Origin of the sequence: Carnobacterium sp. ISL-102 (genome assembly GCF_018612935.1) — a bacterium.
Classification (GTDB): Bacteria; Bacillota; Bacilli; order Lactobacillales; family Carnobacteriaceae; genus Carnobacterium_B; species Carnobacterium_B alterfunditum.
The window spans coordinates 42430-59368 of sequence record NZ_JAGGRF010000001.1 but is presented as its reverse complement, the minus strand read 5'-3'; the positions used below and the strand labels follow the sequence as shown (position 1 = coordinate 59368).

Below are 16939 nucleotides of genomic sequence, written 5' to 3'. Positions count from 1 at the left end.
CATATAACACTCACTTTTTTATCTTTGACATTAAAATGTAATTGTTTTTTAATTAATTTCCTTTAATACCAATAATTCGAAAAATAACAGGTAGTTTTATTGTATTGAACAACAGATTGATTGAACGATACTTATCATTATTCTTTGGAACAATTTGAAAAACGGAGGCCTTCTTTTAGCAGAATATCAGATGTTAGTCAGCTCTCTAAAAGGATAGGCAAGATACTTTTCAATTAATTTTGTGTGGCGTATACTCAACTAAACAAGGGCAATAAGCGATAGGGAGGGTACTATCTATGCAAAAAATTATTCCGCATTTTTGGTTCGACAAAGAAGCAATAGAAGCAGCCGAATTCTACTCGTCATTATTTGACATTCATTCGCTCAATACTCATGTGACTATTTATGATATTCCTTCAGGAGCAGTAGAAACCGTCAAATTTATATTAGCTGGCCAATCGTTTATGGCTATTTCTGCCGGATCTTCCTTTAAGTTTACCCCAGCTGTTTCTTTTCAAGTCTTTTGCGATACTGCAAAGGAAGCAGAATATTTATGGAAAGAACTGTCTGACGGAGGCAATATTTTGATGCCACTCGATGCCTACGCGTTTAGTGATAAATACGGTTGGACAGAAGATAAGTACGGTCTTTCTTGGCAAATTTTATATCTACCTAATCAATTCATCACGCAAAAAATTGTCCCAACCTTGCTCTTTTCCGATGAACAGTGCGGCAAAGCAAAAGAAGCAATGACGTTTTATACTTCGGTATTTTTCAATGCAACAATTGATGCCCTTCATTATTATGGTGAGGATGATGAACAGAATAAAGCTGGCACAGTTATGTATGGGCTATTTGATTTGGAAGGATTATTTTTTGTAGCGATGGATGGTGGGGGGTCACACGGCTTTACATTTAACGAAGCTATTTCCTTTATCGTGTATTGCGATACGCAAGAGGAAATCGACCATTATTGGGAAAAATTATCTGCTGTACCTGAATCAGAACGTTATGGCTGGTTAAAAGATAAATATGGTGTGTCTTGGCAAATTATTCCTGCGGTCATAAAAGATATGATGGCAACAAAAAATCCTGACCAACTGAAGCGAGTAACAGAAGCCTTCCTTAAAATGAAAAAGCTTGATATTGCTGAATTGAAAAAAGTTTACGAAGGCTAAAAGCAAACCTTATAAGATGAAACATGATGAATTCAACGACGAGTTGCTCGAACTGAAGCTCGTTACTGCAAATCAACTGAAAAGCTCCTAGTGAGTTGCTCGAACTTAGGCTTGTTACAGCAACTCAAATGGAAAACGACTACTGAGTTACACGAACTGAAGCTCGATACTGCAACTCAACTGAAAAGCGACTAGTGAGTTACACGAACTGAGGGTCGTTACTGCAACTCAACTGGAAAGTGGCTAGTGAGTTGCTCGAACTGGGGCTCGTTACCGCAACTCAATTGAAAAGTTCCTAGTGAGTTGCTCGAACTGGGGCTCGTTACTGCAACTCAACTGGAAAGTGGCTAGTGAGTTGCTCGAACAAAGTCTTGTTGACCCTACTCAATTGAAAAGTAACCAATGAGTTACTCGAACTGAGACTTGTTACTGCAACTCAACTGAAAAGCTCCTAGTGAGTTACCCGAACTGAGACTTGTTACTGCAACTCAACTGAAAAGCTCCTAGTGAGTTACCCGAACTGGGGCTCGTTACTGCAACTCAACTGAAAAGCGACTAGTGAGTTACACGAACTGAGGCTCGTTACTGCAACTCAACTGGAAAGTGGCTAGTGAGTTGCTCGAACTGAAGCTCGTTACTGCAACTCAAATGGAAAGCAACTAGTGAGTTGCTCGAACTAAGGCTAGTTACGTTTACCTAAACTGAACTAAGAGGCTTTGACACTTATTTTTTTTAGACTTTCACTGAATTAGAAGAACTAAGGAGGGTATACACATGCAAAAAATTGTTACACATCTTTGGTATGATAAAGAAGGTCTTGAAGCTGCGGAATTTTATATAAAATTATTTGATCATTCGTCTATCGACAGCGTAGTAACCCTTAATGACACTCCCTCTGATACGCCTTCTGGATCTGCAGAAAGCATCGTGTTCACTCTGGCAGGCCAAACTTTTATGTCCATTTCTGCCGGTCCAACATTTAAATTAAATCCATCTGTTTCGCTGCAAGTCATTTGTAACACTTTAGCAGAAGTAAATCATTTATGGAAACAACTATCCAAAAAAGGTTCAATTCTTATGCCACTGGATACTTATCCATTTAGTGAGAGATATGGGTGGACAGAAGATAAGTATGGCCTTTCTTGGCAAATTATCTATTTGCCAGATCAATTGATTTCGCAAAAAATTACGCCAACTATATTATTTACAGGTGAACAGTATGGCAAAGCAGAAGAGGCAATAGAATTTTATACTTCAGTCTTTACGAATGCCGCCATCGACGGGTTGAGTTATTACAGCGAGGATGATAAACAAGGTCAGGGTGGAAAAGTAATGCACGGAATGTTCAATTTAGAAGGTCAAAATTTTGTAGCGATGGATAGTGTCATTGATCATGGGTTTATGTTTACTGAAGCCATTTCATTTTTAGTGAATTGCGATACGCAAGAAGAAATTGATTATTTTTGGGAAAATTTATCTTTTGTACCAGAAGCTGAGCAATGTGGCTGGTTGAAAGATAAGTACGGATTCTCATGGCAAATTTCGCCTACGATCATGAATGACATGATGAATACGACAGACCGGGTACAATTGGATCGTGTGACACAAGCTTTTCTTCCAATGAAAAAAATTAATATCGCTGAATTGAGAAAAGCCTACGAAGGGTAGCTTGAAAAGGAGTAATTAGAATGAAAAAAATCATAATGAATTTAGCGATGAGTTTAGACGGATATATCGCCAATGAAGATGGCAGCTATGAATGGATCAAGGGGTACGAAGACAGTTCATTAAATACGGACAATCAGTACAATTATGAAACGTTGTTAAAAAATGTCGATATCGTGGTAATGGGAAAAAGGTGCTATGAACAAGATATGCATCTGGAATTCAAAACGAAGACCGTTTATGTAGCCACCCATTCGCCGATAGCTGATTACGATAACGTCAAATTTTACGGCAGTGATATTATTGATGTCATCAAAAGTGAACAGCAAAAAGCAGGGAAAGATATCTTGTTTTTTGGCGGCGGTCAGTTGATCAATACTTTTTTAAAAGCGGATTGTATTGATGAGTATATCATCGGATTGATCCCAATCATTCTAGGAGGCGGGCGGCCGCTGTTCTATGGTGGGCATCCGCCAATTGAGTTGAAGTTGGAAGAATATATGGTCGATAATGGGATCGTCATCCTGAGGTATGTGAACCGCTAAATTTAACATGTTTTGAGCAGCATCTGAAGTGTTCCTTTTTTAGATGCTGTTTTTTTAGTTTATCCTTCTTTATATTGGTAAATTGGTTCAATCCCTTACTTGAAATTTATGGCGGAATAGGGTCTGCTTGTAGCCGTGTAAAGTATTCAATGCGAATTACAAGCCGTTAACGCTTCAGCGATTACGTCTTGTTTGAGGCTTGAAAGCCAAGAAGACCAAAAGGCTTCAGGCGGTACCATGGCTCTCCACAAGCAAACCCGTATATTCCAGAAGAAATTTCTATTAGAATACGAATACCAGTCATTAAATAACTATAATAACTGCAAAATTTAGTGCTGTACGACGACTCTCTACAAGTAGAATTCATTCATTCCAGAAGAAATTTCTCTTGAATTACCACTACCGCCATTACCAATAACAGTAACTAAATAACTTTTTTAAATTAATTAAAAAAAGAATAAGAAAACGCTTGCATATAAAATCGAGCCGTGTTAAGATTTGTATGTAATCGGTTCCACATTACTTTCGGAAAAAGCGGGGGATGACATGACAACGATAAAAGAAGTAGCAAAATTAGCAGGTGTATCGGTAGCTACTGTATCGAGGGCGCTAAACAATAGCGGCTACGTCAGTGAAGCAGCTCGCAAGAAAGTAGAGGCAGCCGTCGAGGAATTAAATTTTTACCCTAATGAAGTGGCACGGTCCTTATATCAAAAGAAATCAAAGTTGATTGGGCTATTGTTGCCAGATATCGCGAATCCGTTTTTTCCTTTGATCGCTAAAGGAGTAGAAGACGGCGTGAACCAACGAGGGTACAGTTTACTGTTAGGCAATGTAGAAGATGATTTAGAAAAAGAGAAAGACTACTTAAAAATTTTCTTGCAAAATAACATAGCTGGTGTGATCTCTGCTGTTCAAGGAGATGCCAAAGAAATAAAAAAAATGCCATTTGTTACGTTAGACCGTGTCGAAAGCGACCGCGATCTTGCGGTCCATTCCGATGATTACACTGGCGGGATGCTCGCTGCAGAAGTTATTGCTGATAGAGATCCAAAAGAGATCGTGATCATGGTGGGACCAAAAGACGTTCCAAGTTCAGCTATGCGATTAGCTGGTAACGAAAAGGTTTTACAAGAACGTCATTTAGACTATCAGTTGTTTCAAACACAGAGTTACAAATTTGAATTAGCCGAGCAAACAGCTCAACAATTTTTTGAAACGTTTCCTCAAGCTGATAGCGTCATCGCCTCAAATGATGTTTACGCAATCGCGTTGATGAAAGAAGCTAGCAAAAGAGGTCAGCGCATCCCAGAAGAGTTTCAAATTATCGGCTATGATGATATGCCATTTAGCAGAATGATGTACCCAGGCTTATCGACGATCGCTCAACCAGCCTATGAAATAGGCTATAAAGGAGCAGAATTATTATGTGATATTCTTGAAAAAGGATTCGTTGAGGACAGCCGCATCCAATTACCTGTAAAATTAAAAATTAGAGAATCAGTCAGAAAGAAGGATAAAGATGAGTAAAATAGCAGTGATCGGCAGCATTTCAACAGATTTCGTAGTGACGGCTGATAAAAGACCAGAAGTTGGAGAAACCATTACCGGTAACGGATTTAAAACAACCTTCGGCGGTAAAGGAGCGAACCAAGCGGTAGCAAGTGCTCGTTTAGGCGGAGACGTTTATATGGCCGGAACCGTTGGAACAGATCTGTTCGGGAAAGAATTGCTCAAAAATTTGACTGAAAATAATATTCATACGGATTATGTGGAACCCGTTACACAGGTACCATCAGGATCTGCTCATATCACCGTTGTTGATGGAGATAATGCCATTGTCTATATACCAGGAGCAAACAATGCGATAGGCATTGATCGAATGACAAAACTAAGAGAATTGATCCAATCAAGCGATATCGTAGTGGTGCAAAATGAATTGCCGCAAGAAGTCGTGGAACAAATTATCGAAAGTTGTTTTGAACAGAAAGTCAAAGTCATCTATAACCCGGCTCCAGCTAGACAAGTGGACCAAGGTCTTTTAGCGAAAGCAACCTACTTTACACCAAATGAAAGTGAGTTCAAATTGTTGTTCCCGGATATGACCATTTCTGAAGGGTTAGCAAAATTCCCAAATCAATTGATTTTGACTATGGGATCAAAAGGTGTTTATTACCACGATGGAACAAGTGAAAAGCAGGTTTCTTCTTACAAGGTCGACCCAATAGATACAACCGGTGCCGGCGATACGTTTAACGGAGCTTTTGCAGTCGCTCTTACGGCTGGTATGGATATGGAATCCAGTATTCGATTTGGCAATTTAGCCGCTTCGTTATCGATCCAAAAATTTGGCGCTCAAGGCGGAATGCCTACGCTAGCAGAAATGAAAGAGAGTGAAGAGTATGAAAAAACATGGAATATTGAATAGTGAGATCGCCAAAGTTTTAGCAGACTTAGGACATATGGATAAAATTGCGATCGGGGATGCGGGACTTCCCGTACCGAATGGCGTGAAAAAAATCGATTTAGCATTGACCTTATCCGAACCGTCTTTCTTGTCCGTTTTAAAAGTCGTATTGAGTGACATGAAAGTCGAAAAAGTTGTCTTAGCAGAAGAAATCAAACAACAAAATGCCGGTCAATTGGCAGCTGTTGAAGCAGCATTGACCGAAGACGAAGTGGTAACGTACGTGAGTCACGAAGACTTTAAAGGTCAGCTGAAGGATGTTAAGGCTGTGATCCGAACAGGGGAAGCAACACCGTATTCCAACATCATATTGCAATCAGGTGTGCTATTTTAGGAGGTGTATCAAATGGAAGTGAAAATGACTGGTATTAGAAAAAGTTTTGGCAGCAACTCGGTCCTTAGAGGAGTCGATTTTGATATCCAAGCTGGAGAAGTTCATGCATTGATGGGTGAAAATGGCGCTGGAAAATCGACTTTAATGAATATCTTGACTGGGCTGCACAAAGAAGACGCCGGCGAGATCGTTATCAACGGCGAAAATAAGCGTTTTGATAATCCAAAAGAAGCAGAAGAAAATGGGGTAAGTTTTATTCATCAAGAAATGAATACTTGGCCAGAAATGACCGTGCTAGAAAATTTGTTTATTGGGAAAGAACTTAAAAATAAAATGGGTTGGGTCAAAACCAAAGAAATGAGAACACTCGCTGAAGCAACTTTTGCTGATTTAGGTGTTCAGATCGAGTTAGATGAAGACGTTAAAAAACTTTCAGTAGGCCAACAACAAATGATCGAGATCGCCAAATCATTGATGACCAATGCTCAAGTGATCATCATGGATGAGCCGACAGCTGCTTTGACAGAAAGAGAAATCGATATGCTGTTTAAAATCATCCATACATTGAAAACAAAAAATGTTGCTATTATTTATATCTCTCATCGAATGGAAGAAATTTTTAAAATCAGTGATCGGATCACCGTCATGCGAGACGGGGTATCGATCGATACATCACTGACAAAAGAAACCACGAATGATGACGTGGTGCGTAAAATGGTTGGGCGTGACTTGGAAGATTATTATCCGAAGAAACACTCTAAAATCGGTGAAGTTGTATTCGAAACAAAAGGACTGACAAAAGAAAATCGCTTTGAAAATATTTCTTTTACTGTCAAATCAGGTGAAATCGTTGGATTCTCCGGTTTGATGGGAGCAGGAAGAACAGAGATCATGCGCAGCTTATTCGGAATCGATGAGTTGGATCAAGGCGAAATTTACCTTGAAGGAGAAAAAATTACGATCAAAAATCCAAGTATGGCTATTGCAAAAGGGATCGGGTTCTTGACCGAAAATCGTAAAGAAGAAGGCTTGATCTTAGATTATTCGATTCGAGACAATATCAGCTTACCATCGATCGATGGCTTTAGTAAAAAAGGGCTGATCGATACACATGCTGAATCCGATTTTGCTAAATTATTGATGGAACGGCTGCATGTTAAGGCAGAAAATCAATTTGACAGCGTATCGAGTTTGTCAGGCGGAAATCAACAAAAAGTCGTGTTAGCTAAATGGATCGGGATCGGTTCAAAAGTTTTGATCTTAGATGAACCGACACGAGGCGTTGACGTTGGAGCAAAACGTGAGATCTATCAACTGATGAATGAATTAGCTGATAGGGGTGTGGCTATTATCATGGTATCCAGTGATTTACCGGAGATCTTAGGGGTCAGCGATCGCGTGATCGTGATCCACGAGGGCCATGTCGCAGGTGAACTCGCTAAAACAGAAGCAACAGAAGAAAAAATAATGAAACTCGCAACGGGAGGGTACTAAAATGATACAAACAGATACAGTAAAAACGAAAAAAAAGAACCCAAAAGATTACATGGGAAAACTTGGTCCATTGCTTGCACTTGTCGTTCTAGTTATCTTAGTCACAGTCGTCAATCCAGGTTTTATCTCACCCAATAATCTATTGAATTTATTGAGACAAGTATCAACGAATGCACTGATCGCTTTCGGGATGACATTTGTCATCATCACCGGTGGGATCGATCTATCAGTCGGTTCAACGTTAGCTTTAAGCAGTGCTTTGATGGCTGGTGCGATCGCCTCTGGTCTGGATCCGATATTAGCTATGGTATTAAGCTTATTTGCAGGAACAGCTTTTGGAGCAGTCAACGGCTTGTTGATCACTAAAGGCAAGATGGCACCATTTATTGCAACACTTGCAACGATGACGATTTATCGTGGATTGACATTGGTTTATACGAATGGAAATCCAATCACTGGAATAGGCGACAGCTTCATTTTCAAATTTGTCGGACGTGGATATTTATTCGGTATCCCATTCCCAGTTGTATTGATGATCATCAGTTTTATCTTATTGTATATCCTGTTACACAAAATGACTTTTGGTAGAAAAACATTTGCGATAGGAGGGAACGAAAAAGCAGCATTTATTGCAGGGATCAAGAACGACCGAATCAAAACAGGTATTTATGCTATATCTGGTTTAATGGCTTCTCTAGCGGGGATCATTATTACGTCTAGATTGGATTCTGCACAACCGACTGCTGGTACGTCTTATGAAATGGACGCCATTGCTTCTGTCGTATTGGGCGGAACGAGTTTATCAGGCGGACGCGGAAGATTAGTTGGGACTTTGATTGGGGCATTGATCATTGGGACATTGAACAATGGTATGAACTTATTAGGTATCTCAAGCTTCTATCAACAAGTTGTTAAGGGTATTGTCATCATTATCGCTGTATTATTAGACAGAAAAAACAAAAAATAGGAGGAATTACCATTATGAAAAAATTAGTCGGATTAGCAACAGCAGCAGCGTTATTTATTGCAGGATGTGGAGCAGCAACTTTGGAAGGCGAAAATACAACGGAGAGTGGTCCAGTTGAAGAGAAAGATACGGCAGAATTAGTGGTTGGCGTTTCGATCTCAACATTAAATAATCCGTTTTTCATTTCACTTGAAGAAGGCATTACTGATTTAGCAGACGAACAGGGCACGACGGTGAAAAGTGTCGATGCTCAAGATGATACGGCTAAACAAACAAATGATATTGATGATTTGATCCAACAAGGAGTAGACATTTTACTGATCAACCCAGTAGACTCATCTGCTATTACACCAGCTGTTGAATCAGCTAATGCAGCAGGAATTCCGGTCATTACGATCGACCGTTCAAGTGATGGCGGACAAGTAGTAACTTTAGTAGCTTCAGACAATGTTGAAGGTGGAGAAATGGCTGCTGAATATATTGCAGAAATTTCAGGAACAGACGCAAATACGGTTCAATTAGAAGGCGTTCCCGGAGCATCAGCTACTAGAGAACGTGGTGAAGGGTTCACTAATGTAGCCGAAAAATCATTAAATGTAGTGGATAGTCAAACAGCTAATTTTGACCGTGCAGAAGGACTGACTGTTATGGAAAATATGTTGCAATCAAACCCAGAGATCCAAGCTGTCTTTGCACAAAATGATGAAATGGCTCTAGGAGCAATCCAAGCCATCCAATCTGCAGGAAAAACAGGCGAGATCCAAGTTGTTGGTTTTGATGGAACAGAAGACGGGATCAAAGCTGTAGAAGCAGGAACATTAAGTGCAACGGTTGCTCAACAACCTAGTGAAATGGGTAAATTAGCAATGCAAGCAGCTTTTGATTACTTTGCTGGCGAAACGATCGAAGAATATATTGCTTCACCATTAGAATTGGTTAAAGGCGAATAATAAGGATAAGTAAGATAGTCTTGGTGGTCACGTTTGATGTGACCACCAAGACTATTTTTTTGAGCATTTTTTGCTGTCATTTATTGATTCTACGTCAAATAGTGTGGATGCTTCAAAAAGAAACTTCAAGTAAGTGATCCAACTAACCTATCAACACCAAAAAATATAGACCACATTTATTCGTTAGAATAAATGTGGTCTATTTACTGAATGTTTGAAATGATTTCTTTTAGTTTATATTTCTTTTCGATAGCTTGGCGGATATTATATATATTGCGTTTAGTTGGAATATTTTGGATACAGATACATTTTTCTGCAAGGGCATGATCTTCTGTTTCCAATGTAAAAGTAGTAACCAGAAGATCATGCGGCTGCTTTTTGATTTGGTCTATTGAGATATCTGATTTTAGATAAATCTCAGTTGTGATTTCTTGTTTAAAGTAATGATGAAATAAGGATTGGATCATTTTAGCGTGTTCGAAATCAAGATCGCTTATAATCAGCAAATGAAATGTTGCCTTTTGGTTATACAGTTCTGGTACTAAGCGATCCCAGTGGATGAGCAGTGTGTAAATAATTTCATAACGGGCAGCTTCACTATAGCACTCATGTATTTTCTGTTCATACATGTTTAAAGTTAAAAAAGCAGCGTTTATAAAATCAGGAAATAATTCTTCAATCGATTGGATGAAAAGTTTTTTAGGGTTAAATAAAATATAAGGAAGCGGGTAGTGTCCTTGTTTGGTTTTGAATGCAAAATGAGAAATATTGTACATTTCTTTTATTAAATGACTGCGGTTTGGTATGCAGATTTTCACCTCATGGGATAAATGATCTAGCAACATAGCAAGATAAGAGATCTTTTGTTTAACAATAGGGTCACTTTTTGCTTCTTCGATTAAAAAATCATAGCTTAATGCGAAATGATTATTGATAAAGATCGAAAAGACTTGTTCAATGAAGTGGACATCCAAAGTGACAGCTATTTTATTTTCAAGCAGTTCTATTAAGGACCTAAAATCAGCTGAATCGGGAATCAGCTTTGAGTAGCGGTCAGACTTGATTTCTACATAATGTCCTTGTAGTGTTCTTAAAAAAGGAATAGCTGTCCAATGCTTTAAACGTTTGAAATCCGCAAAATCTAAAGGAGGGTAGACCATTTTTGCTAGAGACAGTAAAAATTGTTCAAAAAAACTTTGATCAATCGTTTTAAAAGGCCATTCAAAATTACTGTACCGTTCAGAGAAATAGCTGATATAGAAATAGCGGATATTCTCTTCGTTTTCACTAATCATTTTACAAGGATTTGTCTGTACTTGAATATAATAAGCTCCTAATGAGAGATTGATCTTCTTTATCAAACGAATCAATGTGGAAGGACTGATAAATAATTCCTCTGCCAGTTCAGTAACGGTCTTTGTTTCATCATAGATCAACTGTTCAATAAAATTAAAGGCCAGACTATTTTTTAAAATAAGACGATAAACGTCGTCAATATCTTTATTCGAAGGCAAGACTAATCTGATGCCGCGATGAGACGTTTGTAACACTTTTTTAGAAAATTGTTCGCGCAGCATAACCATATCTTGTTTTAAAATTCGCTCAGAACTTGCCGTATTTTGCGCAATTTCTTTTAAAGTCAACCATCTATTACTGGCATAAAGGTGCTCGATCACTTCTAAACGTCTACGTTCATTTGTTTCCAATACGTAACGCATAAATATCCCTCATCTCTTTAAGGATCTTTAATCATTGGCACTTGCAGAACTAACATAAATACGTAAGCCTTGTTATGGAATTCATTATCTTCATTTTACCGATTAATTCAAAAAAAAGATATAGGGAAATGAATGTTATTTAATATAATTCATAAAATTGGTTTATCAATAAAAACGTTTCTGTAAAACGCTTGCATTTATAAAATAAAAGTTATATTATGATTATAGAAACGTTTCACCAATAAAAAAAGGAGGAATAAAGGTATGAAAAAATGGGGTAAAAAAGCAGTAGTTGGGGCCTTGACAGTAGCTTCAGCCGGATTATTGATGGCTTGTTCAAGTGATGGTGCAGATACAGCGGACAATGCAGCAAATGATACGGTATCTTTTTGGTATATGGGGGATGGGAACGAACAAATTCAGCCGATTTTAGATGCATATACTGAAGAAACAGGTATCACAGTTGATATCCAAAGTATCCCTTGGGATAGTGCGCATGATAAATTATTGACAGCAGTAGCTTCAGGTGACGGCCCGGATGTGGTTCAAATGGGTACAACGTGGATGTCTGAGTTTGTGGATGCGGGTGCGTTGGAAGATATCTCTTCTTATGTTGAATCAGAGGAAACTTTAAATTCAGCAAACTTCTTTGAAGGATCCGTTGCTACAACTAAATTTGATGATGCTTACTATGCCGTACCTTGGTACACAGAAACGAGAGCTCTTTACTACCGTACCGATTTATTAGAAGAAGTTGGCTATCCTGAAGCTCCAAAAGATTGGGAAGAGTTAGAAGACGCAGCTATGAAATTATCTGAACGCGGCGATGATAAGTATGGTTTCCAAGTTGATTCTAACGACCAATCATTTGCCTTTATGTTTGCTCGTCAAAATGGATCCGAATTATTTGATAAAGATGGAAAACCCGTTTTTAATGAAGCACCTTTTGTAGAAACCGTAGACTACTTAAATACATTTATCCAAGAGGGTTCTTCTCCTAAACAAGATTTAGGGTTAGATATTTCTCAAACCTTTGGTGGCGACGGAATTGTGCCAATGTTCATCAGTGGACCTTGGATGATCAATGCTATCAATGACAGCACAACAGATATAGAAGACAAATGGGCAACAGCTGTATTGCCTACTGGTTCTGAAAGCAATTTATCAAGTACTGGTGGAGCTAACTTAGCCGTATTTGGTGGAACCGAAAATGAAGAAAATGCTGTTGATTTGATTGAATTCTTATCTCGTCCTGAAAATCAATTGGCATTCTTTGAAACGTCAAATTCATTACCATCAGCAACAGCTGCTTGGGAAGATGAAGCTTTAGCTGATCCAAAAATTGCGACATTTGGCAAACAACTTGAAAATTCAGCGTCAATGCCATTGATGCCAGAATTTGAAAGAATTGCAGCCATCTATTTAGAAAAGTGGGAAGAAATTTATTTAGGCGGAGCTGACATTCAAGAAAAAATGGATGAATTCAATGGTGAAACGGAAGGCTTGCTTAAATAAGCAAGAGCTTAGCATAAGCCGTTGTGTTGCTAATAGTGGTTAGTTATGTGTTGTAGAGATTCAGAAAAATAATCAAAACGAATCGGTTCTTGATTTATTTTTCTGAATTTTTATTATTTCTTACTATCAGAAAATCAGGAACAAATACTTGTATCAAATTAGTCAATGTTAGAAAGGATGAAAATAGTATGAAATCAGCAAACAAAAATGCCCCTTATCTTTTTATCTCACCTGCCATTATTTTACTTTTGGTTTTTTCGATTCTTCCAATCTTTATCGCCTTGTTCATTAGCTTCACCGATTTGAGTTTAGCAGGATTGGCCGACTGGTCAAGAATCAATTTTATTGGGATAGAAAACTATCAAAATATTTTAAAGGATCCAATTTTTATTAAAGCTGCAGGAAATACGTTGTATTATGTTGTGATTGGAGTTCCTTTAGTCGTAATCATTTCCTTAGGGCTGGCAATTTTAATAAATGTTGGAGACGGAAAGTTTTTCTCGTTCATGAGGTTGATTTTTTATGCTCCTTCGATAACCAATATTGTTGCGGTTTCCGTTGTATGGACCTTTTTGTATAATCCAAATATTGCGATAGGATTATTTAACCAAATTTTAGATTTGGTTGGAATTGCTCCTGTTTCTTGGTTGCAAGATCCGGCAGTAGCCAAAGCCTCATTGATCATTTTGGCTCTCTGGAGAGGAACAGGGATCAATATGTTGATCTTCTTAGCAGCTTTACAAGGGATCCCACCAGAATATTATGAAGCATCAGAGTTAGATGGCGCTTCAAAATGGAATCAGTTGAGATTCATTACGATCCCGATGCTTAAATTTTCAATCTTTTTTGTCAGTATCACAACCGTTATCGGTTGGCTGCAATTCTTTGAAGAACCATTTGTTATGACTGAAGGAGGACCTTTAAACAGTACGACAAGTATTGCCCTCTTCTTGTACCGTAATGGGTTCCAATTAAATGAATTTGGTTATGCAGCAGCTGGATCACTGATCCTATTTGTGGTCATCATTCTGATAACCTTATTCCAACTTAGAGGACAGTTGAATAATGATTGAAATGACAGGTAAGCGAAAGGGGAACAGGACGTATGAATTCGTATAAGAATACGCAAAAAATAAATAAATGGATCGTAGGCATTATTTTGGCTATCGGAGGAATCATTGCCGTTATGCCATTTATTTGGATGATGCTTTCGGCATTTAAAACAAATGCTGAAATTGTTTCGATGGAATCAGGGTTGATACCTAAAGAATGGACCGTTCAAAATTTTATTGATTTATTCCAAAAAATGAATTTTGGTGTTTATTTAAAAAATACATTGATCATCACAGCTTTCTCCTTCGGGGGAATGTTTTTAAATGCTATGGCCGGATATGGCTTTGCCAAATACCGCTTCAAAGGCAAAAAAAGCCTTTTCATCATGATATTGGCAACAATGATGATTCCTGGACAAGTAACGATGATCCCTGTTTATTTGATTTTAAACAAGATGGGATTGACGAACACTTTGGCTGGGATCGTTTTACCAGGATTAGTGGGAGCCTATGGGATTTTTCTATTCCGTCAATTTATGACTACCATTTCTGATGAACTATTAGAAGCAGCACGTTTAGATGGAGCTAGCGAATTGTACATTTTCACGCGCATCATCTTACCTTTATCCAAACCTATTTTAGCTGTACAAGGGATCTTAACGTTTATTGCTGGCTGGAATTCATTCATGTGGCCTTTGATCATTGCGAACGATGAAAAGTATTATACCCTTTCAGTTGGGTTAAACTTGCTAAAAGGTCAATACAGCAATAACTTCGCTTTACAAATGGCTGGTTCAACTTTCATGGTTGTTCCGATCATTATTATCTTCTTAACATTCCAAAAATATATTTTACAAGGCTTCAACGTATCAGGCTTGAAATAATCTTATTGTAAGGAGGATATTATGGAATCGACAAAATTAAAAGAACTTGTAAATCAAATGACGGTTGAAGAAAAAATCGGTCAAATGATCCAGTTATCATCCGATTTCTTCAATACAACAGAAAATGAAATTACAGGTCCAATGAACGAGATGTATTTGACAACCGAAAAAATGAAGACAGTTGGGTCGGTTCTTGGGATTTCAGGAGCGAACCAAGTAAAAGAGATCCAACGGTCACATTTAGAATCCAGCCGATTAGGCATACCTTTATTGTTTATGGCCGATATTGTACACGGGTACCGGACTATCTTCCCAATACCTCTAGGCTTAGCCAGTTCTTGGGATCCCAAATTAGTGGAACAAACGGCTGCGATCGCAGCAAAAGAAGCAGCAGTTGCAGGCTTGCATGTGACTTTTTCCCCAATGGTCGATTTAGTCCGCGATGCAAGATGGGGCAGAGTGATGGAATCGACTGGCGAAGATGCTTATTTAAACCAACAAATGGCACGAGCTTTTGTACGAGGCTATCAAGGTCCAAACCTTAAAAAGGATGTGACTAAACTAGCTGCATGTGTGAAACATTTTGCGGCTTATGGAGCACCGATCGCTGGCAGAGAATACAACACCGTCAATATGTCGGAACGACAATTGCGTGAAAATTATTTACCCGCGTACAAAGCAGCTATTGATGAAGGCAGTCGTTTAGTGATGACAGCTTTCAATACTGTAGACGGCATACCGGCTACGGGTAATAGCTGGTTGATGAATGAAGTGTTGCGTAAAGAAATGGGATTCGATGGTGTTCTCATTTCAGACTGGGGCGCGATTGGCGAATTGATTGCCCATGGCGTTGCCGAAAATTTGAAAGAAGCCGGAACGTTAGCTTTCGAAGCTGGAGTCGATATCGAAATGATGTCAGCGGCTTATTCAAGTGAGCTGAAAGGTTTGATCGAAAGCGGTACATTGGATGAAACCAAATTAAATATGGCTGTTTTACGTATTTTAGAGTTGAAAAATGACTTAGGTCTTTTTGAAAATCCATACCGTGGAGCAGATGCCCAAAAAGAAGCACAGGAAATTTTTAGTCATCAAAACCGTGAAGCTGCCCGAATAAGTGCAGAACAATCGATCGTATTGCTAAAAAATGAACACGTTCTACCTTTGAGAAATGATCTGAAAATTGCCTTGATCGGACCAAACAGTCAAACCCATGATTTACTGGGGTCATGGTCTTGGAAAGGTGATACAGCCCAAACACCTTCGCTTTATGAAGGAATACTGCAACATGTGTCTGCCGAACAGTTAGTTGTAATAGCAGAAGCGGATATGCTAGATCAGTCGGCTAATGAAAAATTAGCGGATGTAGATGTGATCGTACTCGCGCTTGGCGAAACATCTGAAATGAGTGGTGAGGCAGCTAGTCGAACAAGCCTTACTTTACCAGGCAATCAACTCGAATTAGTGAAAGCTGTTCGCAGAGCAGCTAAACCCGTTGTAGCGACTTTATTTAACGGACGTCCTTTGGATCTATCCGCTATTGTTGAGGAAGTAGATGGTTTAGTAGAAGCTTGGTTCCCAGGTTCAGAAGGGGGAGCAGCTTTAGCAAATGTGCTATTTGGAGCAGTGAATCCTTCTGGGAAATTGACGATGTCTTTTCCAAGAACGATTGGACAAGTTCCGATGTACTACAATCAAGACAAAACTGGTAGACCGATAAATGAAACTAATAAAACTGAAAAATACTTATCTAAATATTTAGATGTCGAGAACACACCTTTATTTCCATTTGGTTTCGGCTTAAGCTACACCAAGTTTTCATATTCAGCTCTAAACTTTTCGCACACTACCGTTACTAAAGATGAAACTGTCACGGTGAGTGTTACCGTGAAAAATGAAGGGAAAGTTGCGGGAGCTGAGATTGTCCAATTGTATATTCAAGATGAAGTCGCAAAAGTTGTCAGACCGGTAAAAGAGTTGAAAAGAGTTGAAAAAATCACGTTGGAACCCCAAGCCCAAAAAGAAGTGACTTTTACGTTAACAGCTGAGGCGTTAGCTTATGTGCACCCAGACTTGACGTTTGCTGCTGATAACGGGACATTCAAAATTATGGTGGGTTCTGATAGTGAGACTGTCCAAAGTGAAACCATTAGATTGATCACTAAATAGGAAA

Annotated in this window: 14 protein-coding genes; 13 read left to right on the top strand and 1 reads right to left on the bottom strand. The window is 38.7% G+C overall.

Annotated elements, in window-relative coordinates:
* Nucleotides 1–296 precede the first annotated feature (296 nt).
* The 9 genes from J7E16_RS00250 (at nt 297) to J7E16_RS00210 (ending at nt 9600) form a co-directional block, all read left to right on the top strand.
* Nucleotides 297–1178: a VOC family protein gene (locus J7E16_RS00250; protein ID WP_214887344.1), complete on the top strand. Its 882-nt coding sequence runs from the start codon at nt 297–299 to the stop codon at nt 1176–1178.
* 774 nt (nt 1179–1952) lie between these two features.
* Nucleotides 1953–2846 (top strand): VOC family protein, encoded by an 894-nt coding sequence (locus J7E16_RS00245; RefSeq protein WP_214887342.1) that lies wholly within the window; start codon nt 1953–1955, stop codon nt 2844–2846.
* A 20-nt stretch (nt 2847–2866) separates the two neighbouring features.
* Nucleotides 2867–3388, top strand: coding sequence for a dihydrofolate reductase family protein (locus J7E16_RS00240; RefSeq protein WP_214887340.1), 522 nt, complete (start codon nt 2867–2869; stop codon nt 3386–3388).
* 546 nt (nt 3389–3934) lie between these two features.
* On the top strand, nt 3935–4918 hold the full coding sequence (locus tag J7E16_RS00235; RefSeq protein WP_214887338.1) for a LacI family DNA-binding transcriptional regulator: 984 nt from the start codon (nt 3935–3937) through the stop codon (nt 4916–4918).
* Nucleotides 4911–5816 carry a ribokinase gene (rbsK, locus tag J7E16_RS00230; RefSeq protein ID WP_214887336.1) on the top strand — a complete coding sequence of 302 codons (906 nt, stop codon included), beginning with the start codon at nt 4911–4913 and terminating at the stop codon, nt 5814–5816. The genes J7E16_RS00235 and rbsK overlap by 8 nt, the downstream gene beginning before the upstream one ends.
* Nucleotides 5791–6189, top strand: a complete 399-nt coding sequence (rbsD, locus tag J7E16_RS00225; protein WP_214887334.1) for a D-ribose pyranase — start codon at nt 5791–5793, stop codon at nt 6187–6189. The genes rbsK and rbsD overlap by 26 nt, the downstream gene beginning before the upstream one ends.
* Before the next feature lie 12 nt (nt 6190–6201).
* The gene (locus tag J7E16_RS00220) at nt 6202–7683 is read left to right on the top strand and encodes a sugar ABC transporter ATP-binding protein (RefSeq protein ID WP_214887332.1); all 1482 of its coding nucleotides are present in this window, start codon (nt 6202–6204) and stop codon (nt 7681–7683) included.
* A 1-nt stretch (nt 7684) separates the two neighbouring features.
* Complete coding sequence (locus J7E16_RS00215; protein ID WP_251005990.1) at nt 7685–8650, top strand: ABC transporter permease; 966 nt, start codon at nt 7685–7687, stop codon at nt 8648–8650.
* A 14-nt stretch (nt 8651–8664) separates the two neighbouring features.
* Nucleotides 8665–9600, top strand: a complete 936-nt coding sequence (locus tag J7E16_RS00210; RefSeq protein WP_034545264.1) for a D-ribose ABC transporter substrate-binding protein — start codon at nt 8665–8667, stop codon at nt 9598–9600.
* 203 nt (nt 9601–9803) lie between these two features.
* Here the strand turns inward: J7E16_RS00210 and J7E16_RS00205 are convergent, their stop codons facing one another.
* A complete protein-coding gene (locus tag J7E16_RS00205; protein WP_214887330.1) occupies nt 9804–11318 on the bottom strand; it encodes an AcpB/EbpR/MafR family transcriptional regulator in 1515 nt (504 codons plus the stop codon).
* Between the two features lie 264 nt (nt 11319–11582).
* Here J7E16_RS00205 and J7E16_RS00200 point away from each other — a divergent pair, with 264 nt between their 5' ends.
* The 4 genes from J7E16_RS00200 to J7E16_RS00185 all read left to right on the top strand — a co-directional run bounded on the left by J7E16_RS00200 (nt 11583) and on the right by J7E16_RS00185 (nt 16935).
* Entirely contained in the window at nt 11583–12833 is a 1251-nt protein-coding gene (locus J7E16_RS00200) for a sugar ABC transporter substrate-binding protein (protein WP_214887328.1), read from the top strand.
* A 188-nt stretch (nt 12834–13021) separates the two neighbouring features.
* Entirely contained in the window at nt 13022–13906 is an 885-nt protein-coding gene (locus tag J7E16_RS00195; RefSeq protein ID WP_214887326.1) for a carbohydrate ABC transporter permease, read from the top strand.
* A gap of 32 nt (nt 13907–13938) precedes the next feature.
* Entirely contained in the window at nt 13939–14769 is an 831-nt protein-coding gene (locus J7E16_RS00190; RefSeq protein WP_214887324.1) for a carbohydrate ABC transporter permease, read from the top strand.
* Between the two features lie 21 nt (nt 14770–14790).
* Nucleotides 14791–16935, top strand: coding sequence for a glycoside hydrolase family 3 N-terminal domain-containing protein (locus J7E16_RS00185; protein ID WP_214887322.1), 2145 nt, complete (start codon nt 14791–14793; stop codon nt 16933–16935).
* Nucleotides 16936–16939: the final 4 nt, after the last annotated feature.

Bases quoted from the DNA above. Each gene is read 5' to 3' on its own strand.
- rbsK (WP_214887336.1), top strand. From the start codon at position 4,911: ATGAGTAAAATAGCAGTGATCGGCAGCATTTCAACAGATTTCGTAGTG.
- J7E16_RS00200 (WP_214887328.1), top strand. From the start codon at position 11,583: ATGAAAAAATGGGGTAAAAAAGCAGTAGTTGGGGCCTTGACAGTAGCT.
- J7E16_RS00245 (WP_214887342.1), top strand. From the start codon at position 1,953: ATGCAAAAAATTGTTACACATCTTTGGTATGATAAAGAAGGTCTTGAA.
- J7E16_RS00220 (WP_214887332.1), top strand. From the start codon at position 6,202: ATGGAAGTGAAAATGACTGGTATTAGAAAAAGTTTTGGCAGCAACTCG.
- J7E16_RS00190 (WP_214887324.1), top strand. From the start codon at position 13,939: ATGAATTCGTATAAGAATACGCAAAAAATAAATAAATGGATCGTAGGC.
- J7E16_RS00250 (WP_214887344.1), top strand. From the start codon at position 297: ATGCAAAAAATTATTCCGCATTTTTGGTTCGACAAAGAAGCAATAGAA.
- J7E16_RS00240 (WP_214887340.1), top strand. From the start codon at position 2,867: ATGAAAAAAATCATAATGAATTTAGCGATGAGTTTAGACGGATATATC.
- J7E16_RS00185 (WP_214887322.1), top strand. From the start codon at position 14,791: ATGGAATCGACAAAATTAAAAGAACTTGTAAATCAAATGACGGTTGAA.
- J7E16_RS00205 (WP_214887330.1), bottom strand. From the start codon at position 11,318: ATGCGTTACGTATTGGAAACAAATGAACGTAGACGTTTAGAAGTGATC.
- rbsD (WP_214887334.1), top strand. From the start codon at position 5,791: ATGAAAAAACATGGAATATTGAATAGTGAGATCGCCAAAGTTTTAGCA.
- J7E16_RS00235 (WP_214887338.1), top strand. From the start codon at position 3,935: ATGACAACGATAAAAGAAGTAGCAAAATTAGCAGGTGTATCGGTAGCT.
- J7E16_RS00215 (WP_251005990.1), top strand. From the start codon at position 7,685: ATGATACAAACAGATACAGTAAAAACGAAAAAAAAGAACCCAAAAGAT.
- J7E16_RS00195 (WP_214887326.1), top strand. From the start codon at position 13,022: ATGAAATCAGCAAACAAAAATGCCCCTTATCTTTTTATCTCACCTGCC.
- J7E16_RS00210 (WP_034545264.1), top strand. From the start codon at position 8,665: ATGAAAAAATTAGTCGGATTAGCAACAGCAGCAGCGTTATTTATTGCA.